Genomic DNA, 15400 nt, shown 5'->3' on the forward strand with positions numbered 1-15400 from the left:
TGCGGTACTCCCTTGGGGGTGAAACGGTAGATGCTTCTCACCTTGCGGCCGATGTCGGGCACCGCAAGCGGGCGGACGCGGCTACGGTGGGGGCGTCAGGCGAGTGGGGTGGCGTCCAGGGCCTTCGCGAGGTCGCCGGGGGTGTCGTAGAGGGCGATGGCGCCGGCCTTCCGCAGCTCGTCGTCCCCGAAGCCGCCGGAACGGACGACGATCGCCGGCCTCCCCGCTCTCTTGGCCGCCTCAACGTCCCACACCGAGTCGCCGACCATCACACTCGACGCGTCGGGCGGCGCCCCCAACTGCTTCAGCGCCACCTGCCGCAGATCCGGCGCCGGCTCGGAGGACTCCACATCGGCGCTGGTGGTCCAGTCGTCGACGCTGTCACGGGCCCCCAGCGTGTCCAGAAAGACCTCCTCGTGACGCTGCTGAGCAGAGCTGGCCAGCACCGGCCGGTGACCGCGCTCGTTCACCGCCGCGAGGTCTCGCGAGCACACCCGGCGCTCCAGTTCCTCGCCACCGACAGTGGTGACCACCTGATACCCGCCCATCCCGATCAGCCGGTGCAGCCGCCATACCGGATACATCCCGCCCAGCGAGCGCAGTGCCCGGTACCAGGCGAGGGCGCGGTGATAGTCGGAGTCGATGCGTGTCCCGCCGATGTCGAGGGCGGCGATGGCGGATGCGGTCACGCTCACCGGCTACCCGCCGGCCCGGTACCCACACGGAGACCGCGGAACCAACAAGTACGGTTACGGCTCCTGCGGGCCACGCGTCGGCCGGATCGCCGTCGGGCAGTGCCAAGGCGGCCTCCGCTTCCCCGTCGGTGTGGACCGTACGTCTCTCAGCGGGTCCGCGGACGGGGTTCCGGGGTGGCTTCGGTGAGTTCCGGCTCCAGACCGTCGCTCACCGGGGTACGGCTCCGTCCGGCGTCGACGCGCCAGGCCTCGAAGGCCCAGGCGGTGAGGGCGACGACGGTCAGGCCCAGCAGCCAGCCGCCCAGGACGTCGCTGAACCAGTGCACGCCGAGGGCGACCCGGGTGAAACCGGTCCCGAGGACGCAGAGCACGGCGACGCACCAGCCCGTGATGCGCCAGGCCCGCGGCAGCAGGGGTGCCAGGATCAGCATGAAGATGGCGAAGGAGGTCGTCGCCGTCATCGCGTGGCCGGATGGGAAGGAGTAGCCCGGGGCGTGCGCCACCGGGTCCTGCAGCACGGGCCTGGCGCGGCCGACCACGGACTTGACGAGCAGCCCGACGAGCCCGCCGGCCACGGCGGTGACCGCCGCCCAGGCCGCCAGGCGCCAGGCACGGCGGTACACCAGCCACGCGGTCAGCAGCGCGACGGCCGTGCGCAGCGTCACGGGGTCCCAGATCCGGTCGGAGAGCAGGCGCAGCACGGCCGTCCACTCCCGATGGCGCATGGCGTACCGGTGCAGGTCCTGCGCGGCGAAGGCGTCCAGGCGGGACAGGGGCCGCCACTGGCCCTCGACCAGGGTCAGGAGCAGTCCGAACGCGACCGCGGCCACGGCGGCGACGCCGGCGGCGGCCAGCAGCCGCACGCCGAACCTGCGGTCGGCCTGCCGGCGGCGTTCACGGCGTGCTCGGCGGTCGCGGAGGGGCCGCAGGGCGGTCAGGTCGTGCATGTCAGACTCCGGGATCGGCTTGGATCGGGGCGGGGCGGCGGCCGCGCGCCGCCTCCAGCTGCGCGGCGAAGGCCAGCCCGAGGAAGAGGGCGACGGACGTCAGGTAGGCCCACAGCAGCAGGGACATGAAGGCGCTCAGGGGGCCGTAGACGGTGTCGAACGAGCCGCTGAGGTCCAGGTAGAGGCTGAGCAGCCAGGTCAGTGTCATCCACAGCACCAGGTAGACGGCCGCGCCGAAGGCGAGCCAGGTGTAACCGGGCTGCTTGCGGCGCGGAGACCGGCGGAAGATGACGCTGGCGGACAGGAGCACGAGCAGCAGCCCGAAGGGCCAGCGCAGGACGTCCCAGGCGGTCCGGGTGCTGTCGTGCAGGTGGTAGACGTCCACCGCCGCCGAGGCGAGGTCGTCGCCGGCGATCATCACGATGAACCCGAGGCCGAGCGGGAACCCCGCGCCGACGGACATCAGCAGGCCGCGCAGGTACTTGAGGTGGAAGGGGCGGTCGCGTTCGTTGCCGTAGATGCGGTTGGCGCCCCGCTCGATCTGGCACATGGCGGTGGTGACGTTGACGAGGGAGAAGGCGGCGCCGAACCAAAGGGCGACCGCGGCACCGTCGCCCGCCGTGCGCCGGCTGCGGTCGAGGGCGTCGTCGACCACGTGGGCGCTGGGGCCCTGGGCGATCCGGTGGATGGTCAGTTCGGCCAGTCTGCCGATGTTCTCGGTGTGCAGGGCGGTCGACAGGCCGACGAAGGCGATCGTCAGCGGGATGACGGACAGCACCGTCTGCAGGGCGAGGGCGCGGGAGTGCGTGAAGCCGTCGGCGTAGCGGAAGCGGATGAACGCGTCACGCAGCAGGCTCCAGCCGCCGTAGCGGCGCAAGGCCGCCCATGCCTCGTCGCCGGACAGCTCCTCCCCGCTCATGTCCCGCGTCTCGGGGACCTTCGTCGCGGTGCCCATCTCACTGCTCCCGCGCCGGCAGCAGCACGGTCAGGGCGCCCGGCCTTACCTCGGCGGTCAGGTGCCGGCCGGCGGTCACCGGATCGCCGTCCAGCTCGCGGGGCAGCTCGGTGTCGAAGGTGAACTCCGCGCGGCGGAAGGTGAAGAACTCCACCGGTGCGCCACCTTCGCCACCCTCGCCGCCCTCCCGTGACGCCGTCGCGCCACCGCGCAGCAGCGTCCACAGCGCGGACAGCCAGCCGCCGATGCCGCGGGGGTCCAGGATCAGCAGGTCCAGCCGTCCGTCGTCGGCCCGGGCGTCGGGCAGCAGGGTCACTCCGCCCTGGACGGTGCCGATATTGCCGACCAGCACCATGCGGGCCGTGCGGCGCAGGGCGGGCGCGCCGTCGAGACGGATGCTCACCCCCGTGCGCGGGGTGCGCAGTTCACGCAGGACGGCGAGCACGTAGGTGGGCCAGCCGAGGACGGCCTTGGCGCGGTCGTTGGCGTTGGCCCGCCGCATCGTCGCGGCGTCGAGGCCGGCGCCGGCCATGGCGGCGAAGTGCGTGGGGGGCAGGCCGTCGCCCTCGATACGGCCGAGGTCGACGCGGTGGGCGGTGCCGCGCAGCGCGGCATCGAGGGCGTCGGCCGGTGCGAGCGGCAGACCGAGGTTGCGGGCCAAGAGGTTGCCGGTCCCGCAGGGCACCAGGGCGAGCGGTACGTCGGTGCCCGCGAGGGACTCGGCGGCCGCGCGGAGGGTGCCGTCGCCGCCACAGACCACGACGAGGGTCGCGCCGTCGCGGACCGCGCCGGCCGTCTGGCCGCCTCCGGGGTCCTCGGCGGTCGTCTCGACGAACACCGGTGCGGTGTGGCCGTGCTGTTCCAGGACGCGGCGCAGGGTGTCACGGCCGGCCTCGTCGGTGACCGTGGGGTTGAAGATCACGGCGGTACGGCCGGGGGCCACGGGCCGGGACGGGCCGGCCGTGGGCGTGGACGCGGGCGCGGGAGGAGCGGCGACCGCGCCGTCCGCGAGCAGTGCGCGCCGTGCGATCAGCAGGGACAGGGTTCCGTTGACGAGGCCGCCCATGACGTCGGTGGGGTGGTGCATGCCCCGGTAGAGGCGGGCGAGGCCCACCAGGAGGGGCAGGACGCAGAGGAGGCAAGCCACGACGGTCCGCCACGGCCCGCGCAGCCGGGACAGCGCCAGCAGCGCCAGACCGCCGTAGACGGCGGTGGCCGCGCCGGTGTGACCGGAAGTGTAACTGGACGTGGGCAGGGAGCCGTCGAGGCGGTGCACCTCGGGGCGGTGGCGGTCGACCGCGAAGGTGATGACCAGGAAGACAAGCGACTGCAGGGATACGGCGACGGCGAGGAACACGGCCTGCCGCCACATCGGCAGCCGCGGTATCAAGATCAGCCCCAGGCAGCTCGCCAGGGTGACGCCGATGACCGTCCCGGTGTTGCCTCCTTGCGAGGCGACGGAGGACAGGGTGGTGAGCGTACCGGTGCGCAGGCGCACGAAGGCCTCGTTCACCCGGTCCTCGGCCGCGAGCGGCCACAAGTGGCGAGCCGGGCCGGTGATCAGCAGCCCGAGGCCCACCATGAAAGTGGCCTGACAGACGGCCAGCGACGCGATCCACCGCACGGACCAGCCGATGCCGCGCGGCATCGCGGGACGGCTCCGGGTGACGGCTCCGGGTCCTTCGCCAAGTCCGGCGCCTCGCAGTTCGGCGGTGAGCCCGGCTGGGCTTCCCGGCTCGGCGGGTCTCTCCGGCACGGCAGTCGACATCTGGTACCCCTCTTGGCTCAGCGCTAGGCGACGCGTTCACCGGTGGCTGTCCTCCTCCCCCGGCACACCGCCGTATGCCCGCTCTGCCGAAGAGCAGACTCGCGCGGGCGTGTAGCAGGCCTCGGACGACAGGTCGTACTTCGGGGAACCCACGGCGACGCCGGTACCGGTACAGCCACGCGGCCATCGAGTCCGCCACCGTCGAGCTCACCGGCGACTGCCGCCTCGTCCACGTTTTTGACGGCGGCTACGAACCGCACGAGAAGGCCGGGCAGGACCTGTTCACCGAACTTGACGCCGAGCCGCTGGTCGCTACCGTGCGGAGCTTCGTCGACCTCGCCGTCGACACCGCCCGCGCGAAGCTCCCCGCCGACGAGCACCGCTCCGTCGACAACGCCACCGCGCTGCGGCCGACTTCATCCCCTGACCCTGCGCCCCGGTACTGCCGGCTCCAGGACCCGCTGCCTGGTCTTCCCGGCGAAACCGCCGCCCCCTGGTCGGCCCCGCACCCTCCCGCGTGCGGGGGCTGCACTCGTGCCCGGCCCCCGCTACCAGCCCGCCGTCCCCTGCTCGCCTGACCGCCGGCCCCCGACCCTCACCCCATCAACCAGCAGACATCGCCCTGATGGAAGTTCCACACCGTGACGACCGCCGTGACCCGTCTCCTCACCGTTCACCATCACCGCCCGCACCGACACCGGGACACCGCCTTCACCCTGGCCGCTGTGCGGGCCGCGTTCCGGCCTGGACAGTCGGGACGGGGTTGGCTCACGCGGCCAGTCGGTGAACGGCGGGGGCAGGGAGGGTCATGAGGCTGTCGGGGCCGGCGGGCATGCCGTCGTAGCACTCCAGGCATCAGCCGTTTTCGATACTGGCTCAGTGCACCTTGATCCGTGGCTGTCGTTATTCATCGCCGATGCCACCCCTCGGGGGCCGCGGTGTGATCGAGCCGTCGTACGGGGCGGCTGGGTGCGTCGCTTCGGGCGGCGGTGGCGTCGCTTGAGTCGTGAGAGCGGTGTGGAACCGGAAGTACAAGATCGGCAGGACCTACCGATTTCGGCTGCCGGTGGGATATCCCTGGCATGGTGGCCCAGGCCGGGGTCGCTCTTCTTGAAGAGGAACTTTGCCATGGACATCTGGTACGTGGATGACCGCTGCATCAATTGCGATGCCGCCCGGCAGTTCGCGCCCGATCTGATCGGCGAGATCGAGGGTAAGTCCCAGATGCTGCGTCCACCACGCGACGAACAGGAAGCACGGCGCTTACACGCAGCCGTCTTCGCCTGCCCCACCCGCTCGATCCGCCCGACGGCCGGGCAGCCGGATCCGGAGCTCGATCCCTTTCCGATGGCCTTGGACAACGGGGTACTGATCTGTGGGCACAACTCACGGCACACCGCCGGGGCCAACTCCTACCTGCTCATGCGGCCCTCCGGCACGGTCATGATGATCGACACACCGCGCTGGAGCCGCGAACTCGCGGAGCGGTATGCGGCAACAGGTCCCGTCACCGATGTTCTGCTCACCCACCGCGACCACGCTGCACACGGTCGCCGCTACGCGGACCACTTCTGTGCCCGGCTGTGGATCCACGAGGGCGACCTCGACGCAGCGCCGGACGCGGACCATGTGATCCAAGGGCTGCAACCTGTGGAGATCTGCGAGGGGGTCACCGCCCACCCGCTGCCCGGCCACACCCAGGGCAGCGTCCTCTACGTCGCGGACGACCGGTACTGCTTCAGCGGGGACAGCTTCTACTGGTCACGTACCACCCGTGATCTGGAAGTCGCGGACAGCGTGACCTGGTACTCCATCGAGGAGTTGGCCACCTCCCTGACCAGGACAGCCGGACGACTGCGCTTCGAATGGGTCCTGCCGGGCCACGGTGATCGCCACCGGCTGACCGCCGACGAGATGTCCTGGCGGCTGACAGCGCTGGCACAACGCACGCGACTGCTGCGGCCCCGGCCGGTCGACTTCACGGCCGTTCGCTGGTGAGGAAGCAGCTCAACCGGTACCGGCCCGTTGCCGACCGCTACATCACCGAGGCGTCAAGCGTCTGGGCGCTTTCTCCCCAGCGCACTCACCGAAGTGGCCAGGACGGCGGGGGCATGCGTTCTACCGGACGGCGCTGCGCAGCCTGCGCCGGTGCACCGCCGCAGAGTTCACGCCTTTCTGCAGGTGATCGCGTGTGTCATAGCAACTGCAGCCGCCAAGATGCCCGTGGTGACGGCGAGCAGGGCACCCGTGGGTGCCAGGGTGTCCGCCGAGTCCGACGCGTTCTGCAGGTGGGTGAGCAAGATGTTGACCGGGGTAACGCCCTTGCCTAGCAGCATGGCCAGGAGGAGCACCAGGGCGAGGACGAGCGCGTAGCCCTGCCTTCGGAACACCAGCCGCGAGCAGATCACTCCGATGGCCATGCCGGTGCACGCGCTGGTGAGTTGGGCTACGGTTCCCAGCGCCAGATCCGCGAGGCCGGGTGTGTGGGTTCCGAACAGCAGCGGCAGTACCAGGCCGGCAGACAGCAGCAGCAGGCACCACGTGGCGGCCGTCCCGACCGTCGCGAGCAGGACGCGTAGAGGGCCGCCGGCGCTGACGACGACGATCGAGCGGTGCGCCTGGTCCTCGAGACCGATCAGTGTCATGGTCAGCCAGACCGAGCACGGCAGCATGGCCCCGGCCACCGAGGCGTAGGTCGCGGTGAGCGGGCCGGTGTCGCTGCTGGTCAGCACGGCCACCAGGCCGAGGAACAGCAACAGCGGCGCGAGGTAGCGCTGGGAGAGCAGCAGCACCGTGAACATATAGCGGACCAGCGCGATCACCGGGCGGTCTCCCGCACATCGGCCCGGCAACTGCGTTCGTCCGCGGTCCCGGCCACGCTGGCCACCGACCACCGGTGCTGCAGGGCCGTCAGCAGTACGGCGTCCGAGTGCTCCCGCGCCACCCGCAGGACGACCTCCCCGCCGCGCTGGGCGGTTTCCGTCACACCCGGCAGCACGGACCAGTTCACTGCGATCGGCATGACGCCGGGCGGCACGGTCAGGACCAGCTCGACCATCGAGGTGCGGCTTCCGGCGTGCCGGCCGCCGCGCGAGGTGACCCGGCCGTCGCTGATGGTGTAGGAGCCGCGGGCGTGCGTCTCGGTGATCGCCTCGCGATGGTCGGTGAAGACCACTGCTCCGCCCTGTGCGGCCACTTCGTCGATGAACTCGGCGAGGACACCGTGGGCCGAGGCATCCAGACCTGACCACGGTTCGTCCAGGACCAGCAGTTCGGGCTGGACAAGCAGGGCCTGGGCGAGCGCCACCTTCTGCGCTTTGCCCTTCGACAGCGTGCGCAGCGGTGCCTCCCACCCGCCCACCAGGGACAGCCGCTCCAGCAGGTGATGGCCTCGGGCACGGGCGGCGGAGCCCGACAGGCCACGGATACGTCCCATGTGAGTGAGATAACCGATCGCCGAAATGCGGTCGTGGCCGGTGAAGCGGTCCGGTACGTAACCGATGCGCGAAGGTCGGCCCGACACGCTCCCGGTGGTGGGTTGCGACAGTCCCACGAGGATCCTCAGCAAGGTCGACTTCCCAGAACCATTGCTGCCGACCACCGCGAGGACGTCACCCATCGCGACATCCATGTTCACGTCACGGAGGACCCATCGTCCTCCGCCGTACCGTTTACCGACCGCCTCGCAACGTAACAACTCGACTCCTCACTGTGGCCTACTCGCTGGTCATTCCAGCCTGGTGGGCGGGCTTGGCAGTTAAGCCGGCAGACAGGTAAAGCCCCTGGTAGATGGGTTTGGACCAAGACAACAGTTCCCACCAGAGGCTTCGCATGCTTGTCTACCTGTCCGGCGTCGGCGTGTCCAGCACGGCGCTGCGCTTCCTCGCCGCCCGTCCGCCGCCCGCCCACCACCGCTCCCGACTGGCAGCCGTCGGCCTACTTGGAGGCGCCCACCGCGCCCCGGCCTCCGGGTCTGGAGCCGGGGGAGTGGGAGATGTCCCGCTTGCCGTTGCAGTACGAAACGGCCGTCCTCGCCGGCGCTGCGGTCCAAGAGAAGCCGCGCAACGCGCGAACGCAGTGATCTTCACGGCGGACTACGGCGAGGCCGGCGCCATCAACGAACTCGGCCGCGGAACCGGGTTGCCCACCGCCGTGAGCGCCCACAACACCGACTGGTGGTGGGGTGCCGGCAACCCTGACGCCACGACCGTAGTGGCCGTCGCCCCCGGTCCCGACCACGCCCCCGAGTACGCCGCCCATCTGCGCCAGTACTTCCGGCACGTCCGCGTGGCCGCCACCCTCTCCAACCCCTACGGCGTGCACAACGTCGAATGGGGCGGCCACGTCTACGTCTGCACAGGCGCTCGCCGCCCCTGGGGCGAGACGTGGCCCGAACTGCGCAACTACGCGTGACGCCCCCGCCCTGACGGTAAGAGCCCGACGGCATGAAGCGTCTTGACCGCTGCACCGCTGGTCCTCTCGATGGGTCCAGCCCCGAGCATTACCCGGCACTACAGGTCCGTTCGCCCTAGCCATACGCGAACCCCAGTAGGGGAGCGGGCTCATGGGCTCTCCGCGAGTGGGCCCACTTCGCCTCTCACACCGTGCCGAACCATGCGTCTGCGAGTGACGGCAGAGATTCTTCGGCAGGCGAGGGCAGTTCTCTCATGTACCAGGGAAGGTTGCTGTACACGTGTAGCAACGTGAAGGCCATGAGTTCATGCGGCTCGAAGCTGTGGCCGTATGCCCCGGTGAGCCGAGACATCAGGGCTGGATCGCCGCAGGTGACGAACAGTCCGACGCCGACGAAGTCGTAGGCGCGGTCACCGATCATCGCTGGTTCGAAGTCGAACAGACCGGTCAGACGCCACCCGTCGGGGTCGACCAGGAAGTGCTGCTGCATGACCTCGGTGTGCAACAGGGAAGGTTGTGGGGCTCGTGGCAATGGAACCGAAGCGAGGAAGTCCGGGATCTGCTCCAGCCAGGCCGCCGACAGTCCATGGGCGCGTTGCTGTTCCACCGCGCCGGCCCTCTGGCGGTCAAGAAAGCTGCCCCAGTCCTTGGGACCGAGGGCGTCCCGCAGTGGATCGGGGTTGAGGGAGTGCAACGTCGCGAGGGTCTCACCGATCTCGGCGACGAGCCGGTCACGATGATTCCGGGGCACGTGCCCCCAGGAGTGGGCAAGGTTCTCGCCGCGGAGCCTGGACATCAGAACGTACTGCCAGCCGTTCTCGTACGAGCCGGAGGCGCGCACCACGGGTGTCGGAACCGGCAGTCGCCCCTGAACATGGGCAAGGACACGGCCCTCGGCCATTCCGTGCTGAGCAGCAGCTCCGGGGAAAAGCTTGAGCACGTGGTCATCCCCCACCGCGTAGACCGGCAGGGACCCGTCAAGGAAGCGAACCAGTGAGGCGCCGGAGAGTCCGAGACGTGCACAAAGGTCTACCGCCCCGGGACGCATCACGCTCTCATCGGGGACGACAGCGTTTCGCTCATCATCCGTTTCCACCACAGGCAGCATGTCCGGGACCGTAGGCCACTCCTGGCCAGGCGGCAACGGAGTATCGGCGGCACCGTGGCCGAACATGCCGGACGCGACGCATCATCCGCCGAGAAGCCTCAGGTCGGCGTTTCCCTTCCGCTGATACGCAGGCCGCCTCACATCCAGCGGGCCAGGAACCAGGCTTGATCCATCTGTGACGATCACGGTCAATCGGGCGGTCCTGTCGCATCAGCTGTTCACAGGGATCTCCCGGCGTGATCTGAGGGCCCTGGTCCAGGAGATGGCCCAACCGTGGCTGGCCGCCGTGGAAAGCCGCGGTCGTGAAGTACGAGGCGAGGCGAGGAAGCGGGCCACGGGTACGGGTGCCCGTCATCAGCTCGTCTTCGTCGACCGGCTCGTGGCCACGCTCATCCACCTGCGGCACGACCTCCCACACTCCGTCCTCGGGCTGCCATTCGGCGTCGACCGCTCCACCATCACCAGGGCAGTCCAAGAAATTCGCACGCTCCTGGCTGAGTGGGGATGCGCGGGCCCCAACCGTCCTCACCTGCGGTTGCGGACGTTGGCGGACGTGTTTGCCTCTGCCCAGGCCGAGGGCATCGAGCTCCGCCTCGACGCCACCGAGATCCAGATCCGCCGGCCCCTCGCCAGCCGCGGCGGACGGCGCGCGTTCGTCTCGGGCAAGAAGAAACAGAACACCATGAGGGCCGCCGTCACCGCCGACTGGCAGCAGGAGCTCCAGGCCCGGATGGACGCCGCCTTCGACTACGGCTCCTGCGGCTCGGCAGGCAGGCGCTCGGGCCGGTCGGAGTTACAGTCCGAGGGTGGGTGCGAATGACGGCAGTTGGGGGCGATTCCATCGACTACGACTGCAATGTGGCAGGTGGGAGTGATGGGCCCTGGATCTCCAGGACGACCGCCGTGCCAGCGACAGTCCGGTCCTCGTGCATGGTGATCACTTGACCGGGTTGAAGCTGCTGCCACTTCGACGGGGAGAGCGGGGCCAGACGGACCGTGGCCTGTCCTCCGGGCTGCATGAAGGGCGTGAATTCCACCCAAAGGGCGGCTATGTGAAGGTCGGGTTCCCCTGCCGGGGTCTTTCCTCCGATGTTCCACATCGGTCGTAGGACGCCGGCTCCGGAGAAGGGTGTCTGCCGGCGGGCCTCGTGGGCTGGTCTGAGGGTGAGGTCGGCTCGGATGATGCCGTTGCGGGTTTCGAAGCAACGCCAGTGACACCAGGCCGCGCTCCTGTCGAGTCGCATCTGCTCGGCGGCGGTGGCGAGGGTCTGCCAGAAGGCGAGCGGGAGGGGGTGGACGTCACCCAGCTCCTCCAACAGGTCGAGTGCGACCTCCCACTCGTCGTGGGCGAGGTACTCCCAGACGTCGTTCACCGTGATGTCGTTCTCGGTGGCGACGGCTTCGGAGACCAGCAATGAAGCAGCTTCCAGCAGCTTGGGAACGTCCATGCCTCGATTCTGGACGATGCCTTCTGTCCCGTGGGCTGCGCATCCGGAGCCGCGTACTCCGCTGAAACAGGACAACTGGACGCGGAACCGCCAGCCGCCCGTCAGGACGGCAGGCCGTGAGCCACGCAGCGGCAGATGTCAGCCGGCCTTCGCCGGGTTGAAAGCCTCCTGGACGGCGCGGGAGAACCGGCGGCGCTCGGCGCGGTGGAGGCGGTTCAAGTCGGCGGTGAAGCGGGTGAGGGTCTCGTAGGTGCGAATGTCCCCTTCGGGCAGCATGACGAAGCCTTCGGGTGAGGCCGGGGCTGGAGGTGAAGGACCGGCTCGGCGACGATGGCGAACGGGCCTGCGGGTCAGGCGCATTCGCGCCGCAGCGCGGAGCGGCAGGGCAGGGACTTACGCGAACGAAGCGTGATCCAGATCACATCAATTCTTGTCAGGGATCGGATCGCTGTCCCGTTCAAGTCACCGGAAACGAGCGATCCGACAGCGGACCGACAGGAGCACACTCATGAAGCATCGCATCGTCGTCCTCGGCGCCGGCTACGCCGGATCCTACGTGGCAGGCACTCTGGCCCGTCGGCTGTCGGCGGCGGACGTCGAGATCACCGTGGTCAACGCCGAGCCCGATTTCGTCCAGCGGCTTCGGCTGCACCAACTCGTGGCCGGCCAGCGGATCGATGCTCCGCAGCTAACCGAGGTCTTCGCGGGGACGGGGATCCGGGTCCGCCGGGCGTGGGTCACGGCCGTCGACCCCGAGCGTCAGGTCGTCTCCGTGACCGACACCGGCCACGGAGACGGCGCCGGTGAGCTCGGCTACGAGACGCTCGTCTACGCGCTCGGCAGCCACGGCGCCGACAACGGCGTCCCCGGCGTGGTCGAGCACGCCTTCGACGTCTCCGGGCGGCCGTCGGCGCTGCGTCTGCGCGAACGGCTGGACCGACTGGACCACCCGGGGGACCCGGACGGGCTCGGCCGGGCAGGCGGGGGCCGCAGGGTGCTGGTCGTCGGCGACGGGTTGACCGGCATCGAGACCGCCACCGAGATCGCCGAAGCGCGACCGGCACTGTCCGTGACGCTGGTCGCCCGCGGCGAGCTGGGCGTCCACCTTTCCGACGGAGCCCGCAGCCACCTGCGCCGGGCCTGCGACCGGCTGGGCATCGCCGTCCTGGAGCACACCGAGGTCGTGGCCGTCGAGGAGACGCGCGTGTTGTGCGCCGACGGCACCGCGCTGCCGTCCGACGCAACCGTGTGGGCGGCCGGGTTCGCCGTCAGCCCGATCGCCGCCGCAGGCGGACTGGCGGTCACCGAGGACGGTCGGATCGTCGTCGACCGCACCATGCGCTCCCTGTCGCACCCGAACGTCTATGCCGTCGGCGACAGCGTCCACGCCATCGGTGACAACGGCCGACCGCTGCCGATGTCCTGCGGCTCGGCCGGTTACACCGGCATGCAGGCGACGGCTGCGATCGTGGGCCGCCTGACCGGCCGGAAGGTGCCGCACACCAGGCTGGATTATGTGGGCAACCACATCAGCCTCGGGCGCCGGGACGGGCTCTGGCAGGCGGTCGACGCCGAAGGGCATCCCAAGGCGAAGTACCTGGGCGGTCGCAGGGCCGCGCGGTTCAAGGCAGGCATCGTGAGGATGTCGCTGTGGGCCAGCTCCCACCCGACCTTCGGCCTGCCCAAGCGCAGGCACCGGCTGGCCGCCGTGCCGGACGCCGCCGTCGAGGGCGCGACCGGTGGCCGGCTGGCGTCCGCCTGAGGTGGCACGCATGGACACCACCGCCGCCGATCTCTTCGACATCAGCAAGTTCGAGGCCGGCCGGAACCGGCTCGCCTCTCTGGCGTACCGGCTTCTCGGCTCCGCCACCGATGCCGAAGACGCCGTGCAGGAGGCTTTCCTGCACTGGCAGGCCGCCGATCGGCAGCGGATCGACGTGCCCGAGGCATGGTTGACCAAGGTGGTCACCAACCTGTGCCTGGACCGCCTCCGTTCGGCGCAGGTCCGGCGCGAGCGCGCGGCCGGCGCCTGGCTGCCCGAACCGCTGCTCGACGGCGACCCGATGCTCGGCCCGGCCGACACCTTCGCGCAGCGCGAGTCGGTCTCCCTGGCCGTGCTGACCCTCATGGAACGCCTGTCCCCCCTCGAGCGGGCCGTCTATGTCCTGCGCGAGGCATTCTCATACAGCCACGGCGAGATCGCCGAGATCCTCGACATCACCGAGTCCGCTAGTCAGCAGCACCTGCACCGGGCCCGTCGGCGCGTCGTCGCCGCGCGCCGCCGCGGCGCCGGGGAGGTCGATGCGGCGTCCGCCCGCCGGATCGTCGAGGAGTTTCTCGCCGCCGCTTCCTCGGGCCGCACCGAGCGGCTCGTCGCGTTGCTCACCGATGACGCGACCGCGGTCACGGACTCCAACGGCGCCGGTCCCACCAGAACGCTGCTGCGGTACGACGACCCGCGGCGCATCGCGGCCATCGCCCAGGCCGGCCTCCGGCCGACAGCCGCGAGGAGCCGACTCGCCGGAGGAACGCCGGGCTTGCGCTACGCACTCGTCAACGGAGGTCCGGCCGTCCTCTTCATCCTCGGTGACCGGGTCATCGGCACCATGACGTTCGACGTCGCGGACGGTCGGATCACCACCGTGCGGGGCATCGGTGTCCCCGCCCGGCTCGGCCGCCTCGCCGAGGCCTGGCGGCAGCACCGGCCCGATACGCCGCTGCGATGACAGCGTCCACCGGTGCCTGCGGTGTGGTCGTCAGCGGGCCTCCGAGGCACTGGTGGCCAGCGTCCTCGTCGGCCGGGAGCGAATGATCATCCTTCTGGGCCTCTTGCGAGGCCGCAGGCGAGTGCCCGGTATCGTTCCGCAGGGCTGCTGTGCGACGCGTGCTGCGCGGGCGTCGCGGACGGCGGGCCGTGGCCCGGCCGCGCCCGGCACCGGCACGCTGCCATCAACGGATCATTCATCAACTGCGCGTTGTGAACCTGAGGGGGGAGCCGGCTGACTCCTGGCCCGCCGGTGCGCTACCGCTGGTAACTCGACCCCAAGACCATCGCGGCCTCAGGGTCGCGTGCACTCAAGCTCAGCGCCTGACGCTCGCGAGTGCTCGACTCCAAGCGGTTTGCTGGGCCCCGAGCACCCCGACACCCTCACCGCTCGGGCAAACCTGGCTCTCTCCTGAGCATGATCCGCAGCTATGTCATCTGGCGGAACAAGCACGCCCAGGACGAGCGCCTGTGCAAGGCTGTCGCCAGGGCCAACGTCGCCTGATGCAGCAGCATCATCGCCAGGCGTAGCCGTAGCAGAAGCCGAGCGCAGCGATCGCCTCCGGACGTAGTTCCGGATGGAGGTGAGGGCGGCGCGTAACGAACACCTCCACGGCCTGGCTGAGCGAGTCATCGACGGCCACGGCGAGAGCTGAGCCCCTGACGGCACCCTGCAAGGCAGCGCAGACGACAACGGGGCGAGCGTTGCCTATGCGGCACTAGTCACCGATGACCACAGACAGCTCCCCGGCCTCGCCACACATTCCTGCAGCAGTTCGGCGAGGTCGAGGAGCGCCGCCCTGCCGGACGCGTCCGCCCACTCCCGCGCCAGTGCGTACACCTCCGGGAGGGCGGCCTGCGCGTCCTGCTCGTTGAACCGCGTGTCGCGGTAGGGGTCGATCTGCCCGAGGCGGCCCGTGCCACGGCGGAGGCGCTCGTCCAGGATCCGGGCGAGCGCTTCCCCGTGCTCATGGGAGGCGCGCACCACGGTCTCCTCCCGCCGCCCTTTCCGCCGCGCGCCCGACTCGACCCGCAACTGCAAGTCCACACCCACGTCCCGCTCCCGTCCATCGGTGCCGGCGACCCGGCTCACCTGTGCCCACGACTCGCACCGGACCGCCGGTTCCCGGCCCCGAGGTGCCGTTCCCCCGGCCGCAGCGCACATTCTCGCCGCGGCCGGCACCACCCATCCTCCAGAGACGGGCTGGTGGGCGCTTGTTTCGATGTCTGTCGATACAGTCGACGTGGCCGCTGGGATCGACGACTATCAATATTTGAGGGATGTCGAAACAGGACGGTTTG

14 protein-coding genes and 1 pseudogene are annotated in these 15400 nt (G+C 70.1%); 5 read left to right on the forward strand and 10 right to left on the reverse strand.

From position 1 onward, the window contains the following. Nucleotides 1–95 precede the first annotated feature (95 nt). The 4 genes from IE312_RS07995 to IE312_RS08010 form a co-directional block, all read right to left on the reverse strand. Nucleotides 96–689 (reverse strand): HAD family hydrolase, encoded by a 594-nt coding sequence (locus IE312_RS07995; protein ID WP_189979669.1) that lies wholly within the window; start codon nucleotides 687–689, stop codon nucleotides 96–98. Nucleotides 690–841: 152 nt separating this feature from the next. After that, nucleotides 842–1642 carry a phosphatase PAP2 family protein gene (locus IE312_RS08000; RefSeq protein ID WP_189979671.1) on the reverse strand — a complete coding sequence of 267 codons (801 nt, stop codon included), beginning with the start codon at nucleotides 1640–1642 and terminating at the stop codon, nucleotides 842–844. 1 nt (nucleotide 1643) lies between these two features. Next, the gene (locus IE312_RS08005; protein ID WP_189979673.1) at nucleotides 1644–2597 is read right to left on the reverse strand and encodes a YihY/virulence factor BrkB family protein; all 954 of its coding nucleotides are present in this window, start codon (nucleotides 2595–2597) and stop codon (nucleotides 1644–1646) included. 1 nt (nucleotide 2598) lies between these two features. After that, on the reverse strand, nucleotides 2599–4365 hold the full coding sequence (locus IE312_RS08010; protein ID WP_189979675.1) for a bifunctional phosphatase PAP2/diacylglycerol kinase family protein: 1767 nt from the start codon (nucleotides 4363–4365) through the stop codon (nucleotides 2599–2601). A gap of 1128 nt (nucleotides 4366–5493) precedes the next feature. Between IE312_RS08010 and IE312_RS08015 the strand changes: the two genes are divergently transcribed. After that, nucleotides 5494–6363, forward strand: a complete 870-nt coding sequence (locus tag IE312_RS08015) for a 4Fe-4S domain-containing protein (RefSeq protein ID WP_189979790.1) — start codon at nucleotides 5494–5496, stop codon at nucleotides 6361–6363. Between the two features lie 167 nt (nucleotides 6364–6530). Here the strand turns inward: IE312_RS08015 and IE312_RS08020 are convergent, their stop codons facing one another. Beyond that, the gene (locus IE312_RS08020; RefSeq protein WP_189979677.1) at nucleotides 6531–7187 is read right to left on the reverse strand and encodes a hypothetical protein; all 657 of its coding nucleotides are present in this window, start codon (nucleotides 7185–7187) and stop codon (nucleotides 6531–6533) included. Continuing rightward, on the reverse strand, nucleotides 7184–8002 hold the full coding sequence (locus IE312_RS08025; protein WP_189979679.1) for an ATP-binding cassette domain-containing protein: 819 nt from the start codon (nucleotides 8000–8002) through the stop codon (nucleotides 7184–7186). The genes IE312_RS08020 and IE312_RS08025 overlap by 4 nt, the downstream gene beginning before the upstream one ends. Before the next feature lie 440 nt (nucleotides 8003–8442). Here IE312_RS08025 and IE312_RS08030 point away from each other — a divergent pair, with 440 nt between their 5' ends. Beyond that, complete coding sequence (locus IE312_RS08030) at nucleotides 8443–8778, forward strand: hypothetical protein (protein ID WP_229899281.1); 336 nt, start codon at nucleotides 8443–8445, stop codon at nucleotides 8776–8778. Between the two features lie 184 nt (nucleotides 8779–8962). Here the strand turns inward: IE312_RS08030 and IE312_RS08035 are convergent, their stop codons facing one another. Next, nucleotides 8963–9886: a phosphotransferase family protein gene (locus IE312_RS08035; protein ID WP_189979686.1), complete on the reverse strand. Its 924-nt coding sequence runs from the start codon at nucleotides 9884–9886 to the stop codon at nucleotides 8963–8965. 175 nt (nucleotides 9887–10061) lie between these two features. Here IE312_RS08035 and IE312_RS08040 point away from each other — a divergent pair. After that, a pseudogene (locus IE312_RS08040) lies at nucleotides 10062–10598 on the forward strand (helix-turn-helix domain-containing protein); the annotation flags it as partial. Nucleotides 10599–10731: 133 nt separating this feature from the next. Here the strand turns inward: IE312_RS08040 and IE312_RS08045 are convergent. Together IE312_RS08045 and IE312_RS08050 are read right to left on the reverse strand one after the other, a co-directional pair. Further along, entirely contained in the window at nucleotides 10732–11334 is a 603-nt protein-coding gene (locus tag IE312_RS08045) for a hypothetical protein (protein WP_189979688.1), read from the reverse strand. A 138-nt stretch (nucleotides 11335–11472) separates the two neighbouring features. After that, nucleotides 11473–11610, reverse strand: a complete 138-nt coding sequence (locus IE312_RS08050; RefSeq protein WP_189979690.1) for a hypothetical protein — start codon at nucleotides 11608–11610, stop codon at nucleotides 11473–11475. A 232-nt stretch (nucleotides 11611–11842) separates the two neighbouring features. Between IE312_RS08050 and IE312_RS08055 the strand changes: the two genes are divergently transcribed. Next, entirely contained in the window at nucleotides 11843–13096 is a 1254-nt protein-coding gene (locus tag IE312_RS08055) for an NAD(P)/FAD-dependent oxidoreductase (RefSeq protein WP_189979692.1), read from the forward strand. A gap of 10 nt (nucleotides 13097–13106) precedes the next feature. Continuing rightward, nucleotides 13107–14060, forward strand: coding sequence for a sigma-70 family RNA polymerase sigma factor (locus IE312_RS08060; protein ID WP_189979694.1), 954 nt, complete (start codon nucleotides 13107–13109; stop codon nucleotides 14058–14060). Nucleotides 14061–14807: 747 nt separating this feature from the next. Here the strand turns inward: IE312_RS08060 and IE312_RS08065 are convergent. Beyond that, nucleotides 14808–15152 (reverse strand): hypothetical protein, encoded by a 345-nt coding sequence (locus IE312_RS08065; RefSeq protein WP_229899283.1) that lies wholly within the window; start codon nucleotides 15150–15152, stop codon nucleotides 14808–14810. Nucleotides 15153–15400 lie beyond the last annotated feature (248 nt).

Origin of the sequence: Streptomyces capoamus, assembly GCF_014654935.1 — a bacterium.
Taxonomy (GTDB): domain Bacteria; phylum Actinomycetota; class Actinomycetes; order Streptomycetales; family Streptomycetaceae; genus Streptomyces; species Streptomyces capoamus.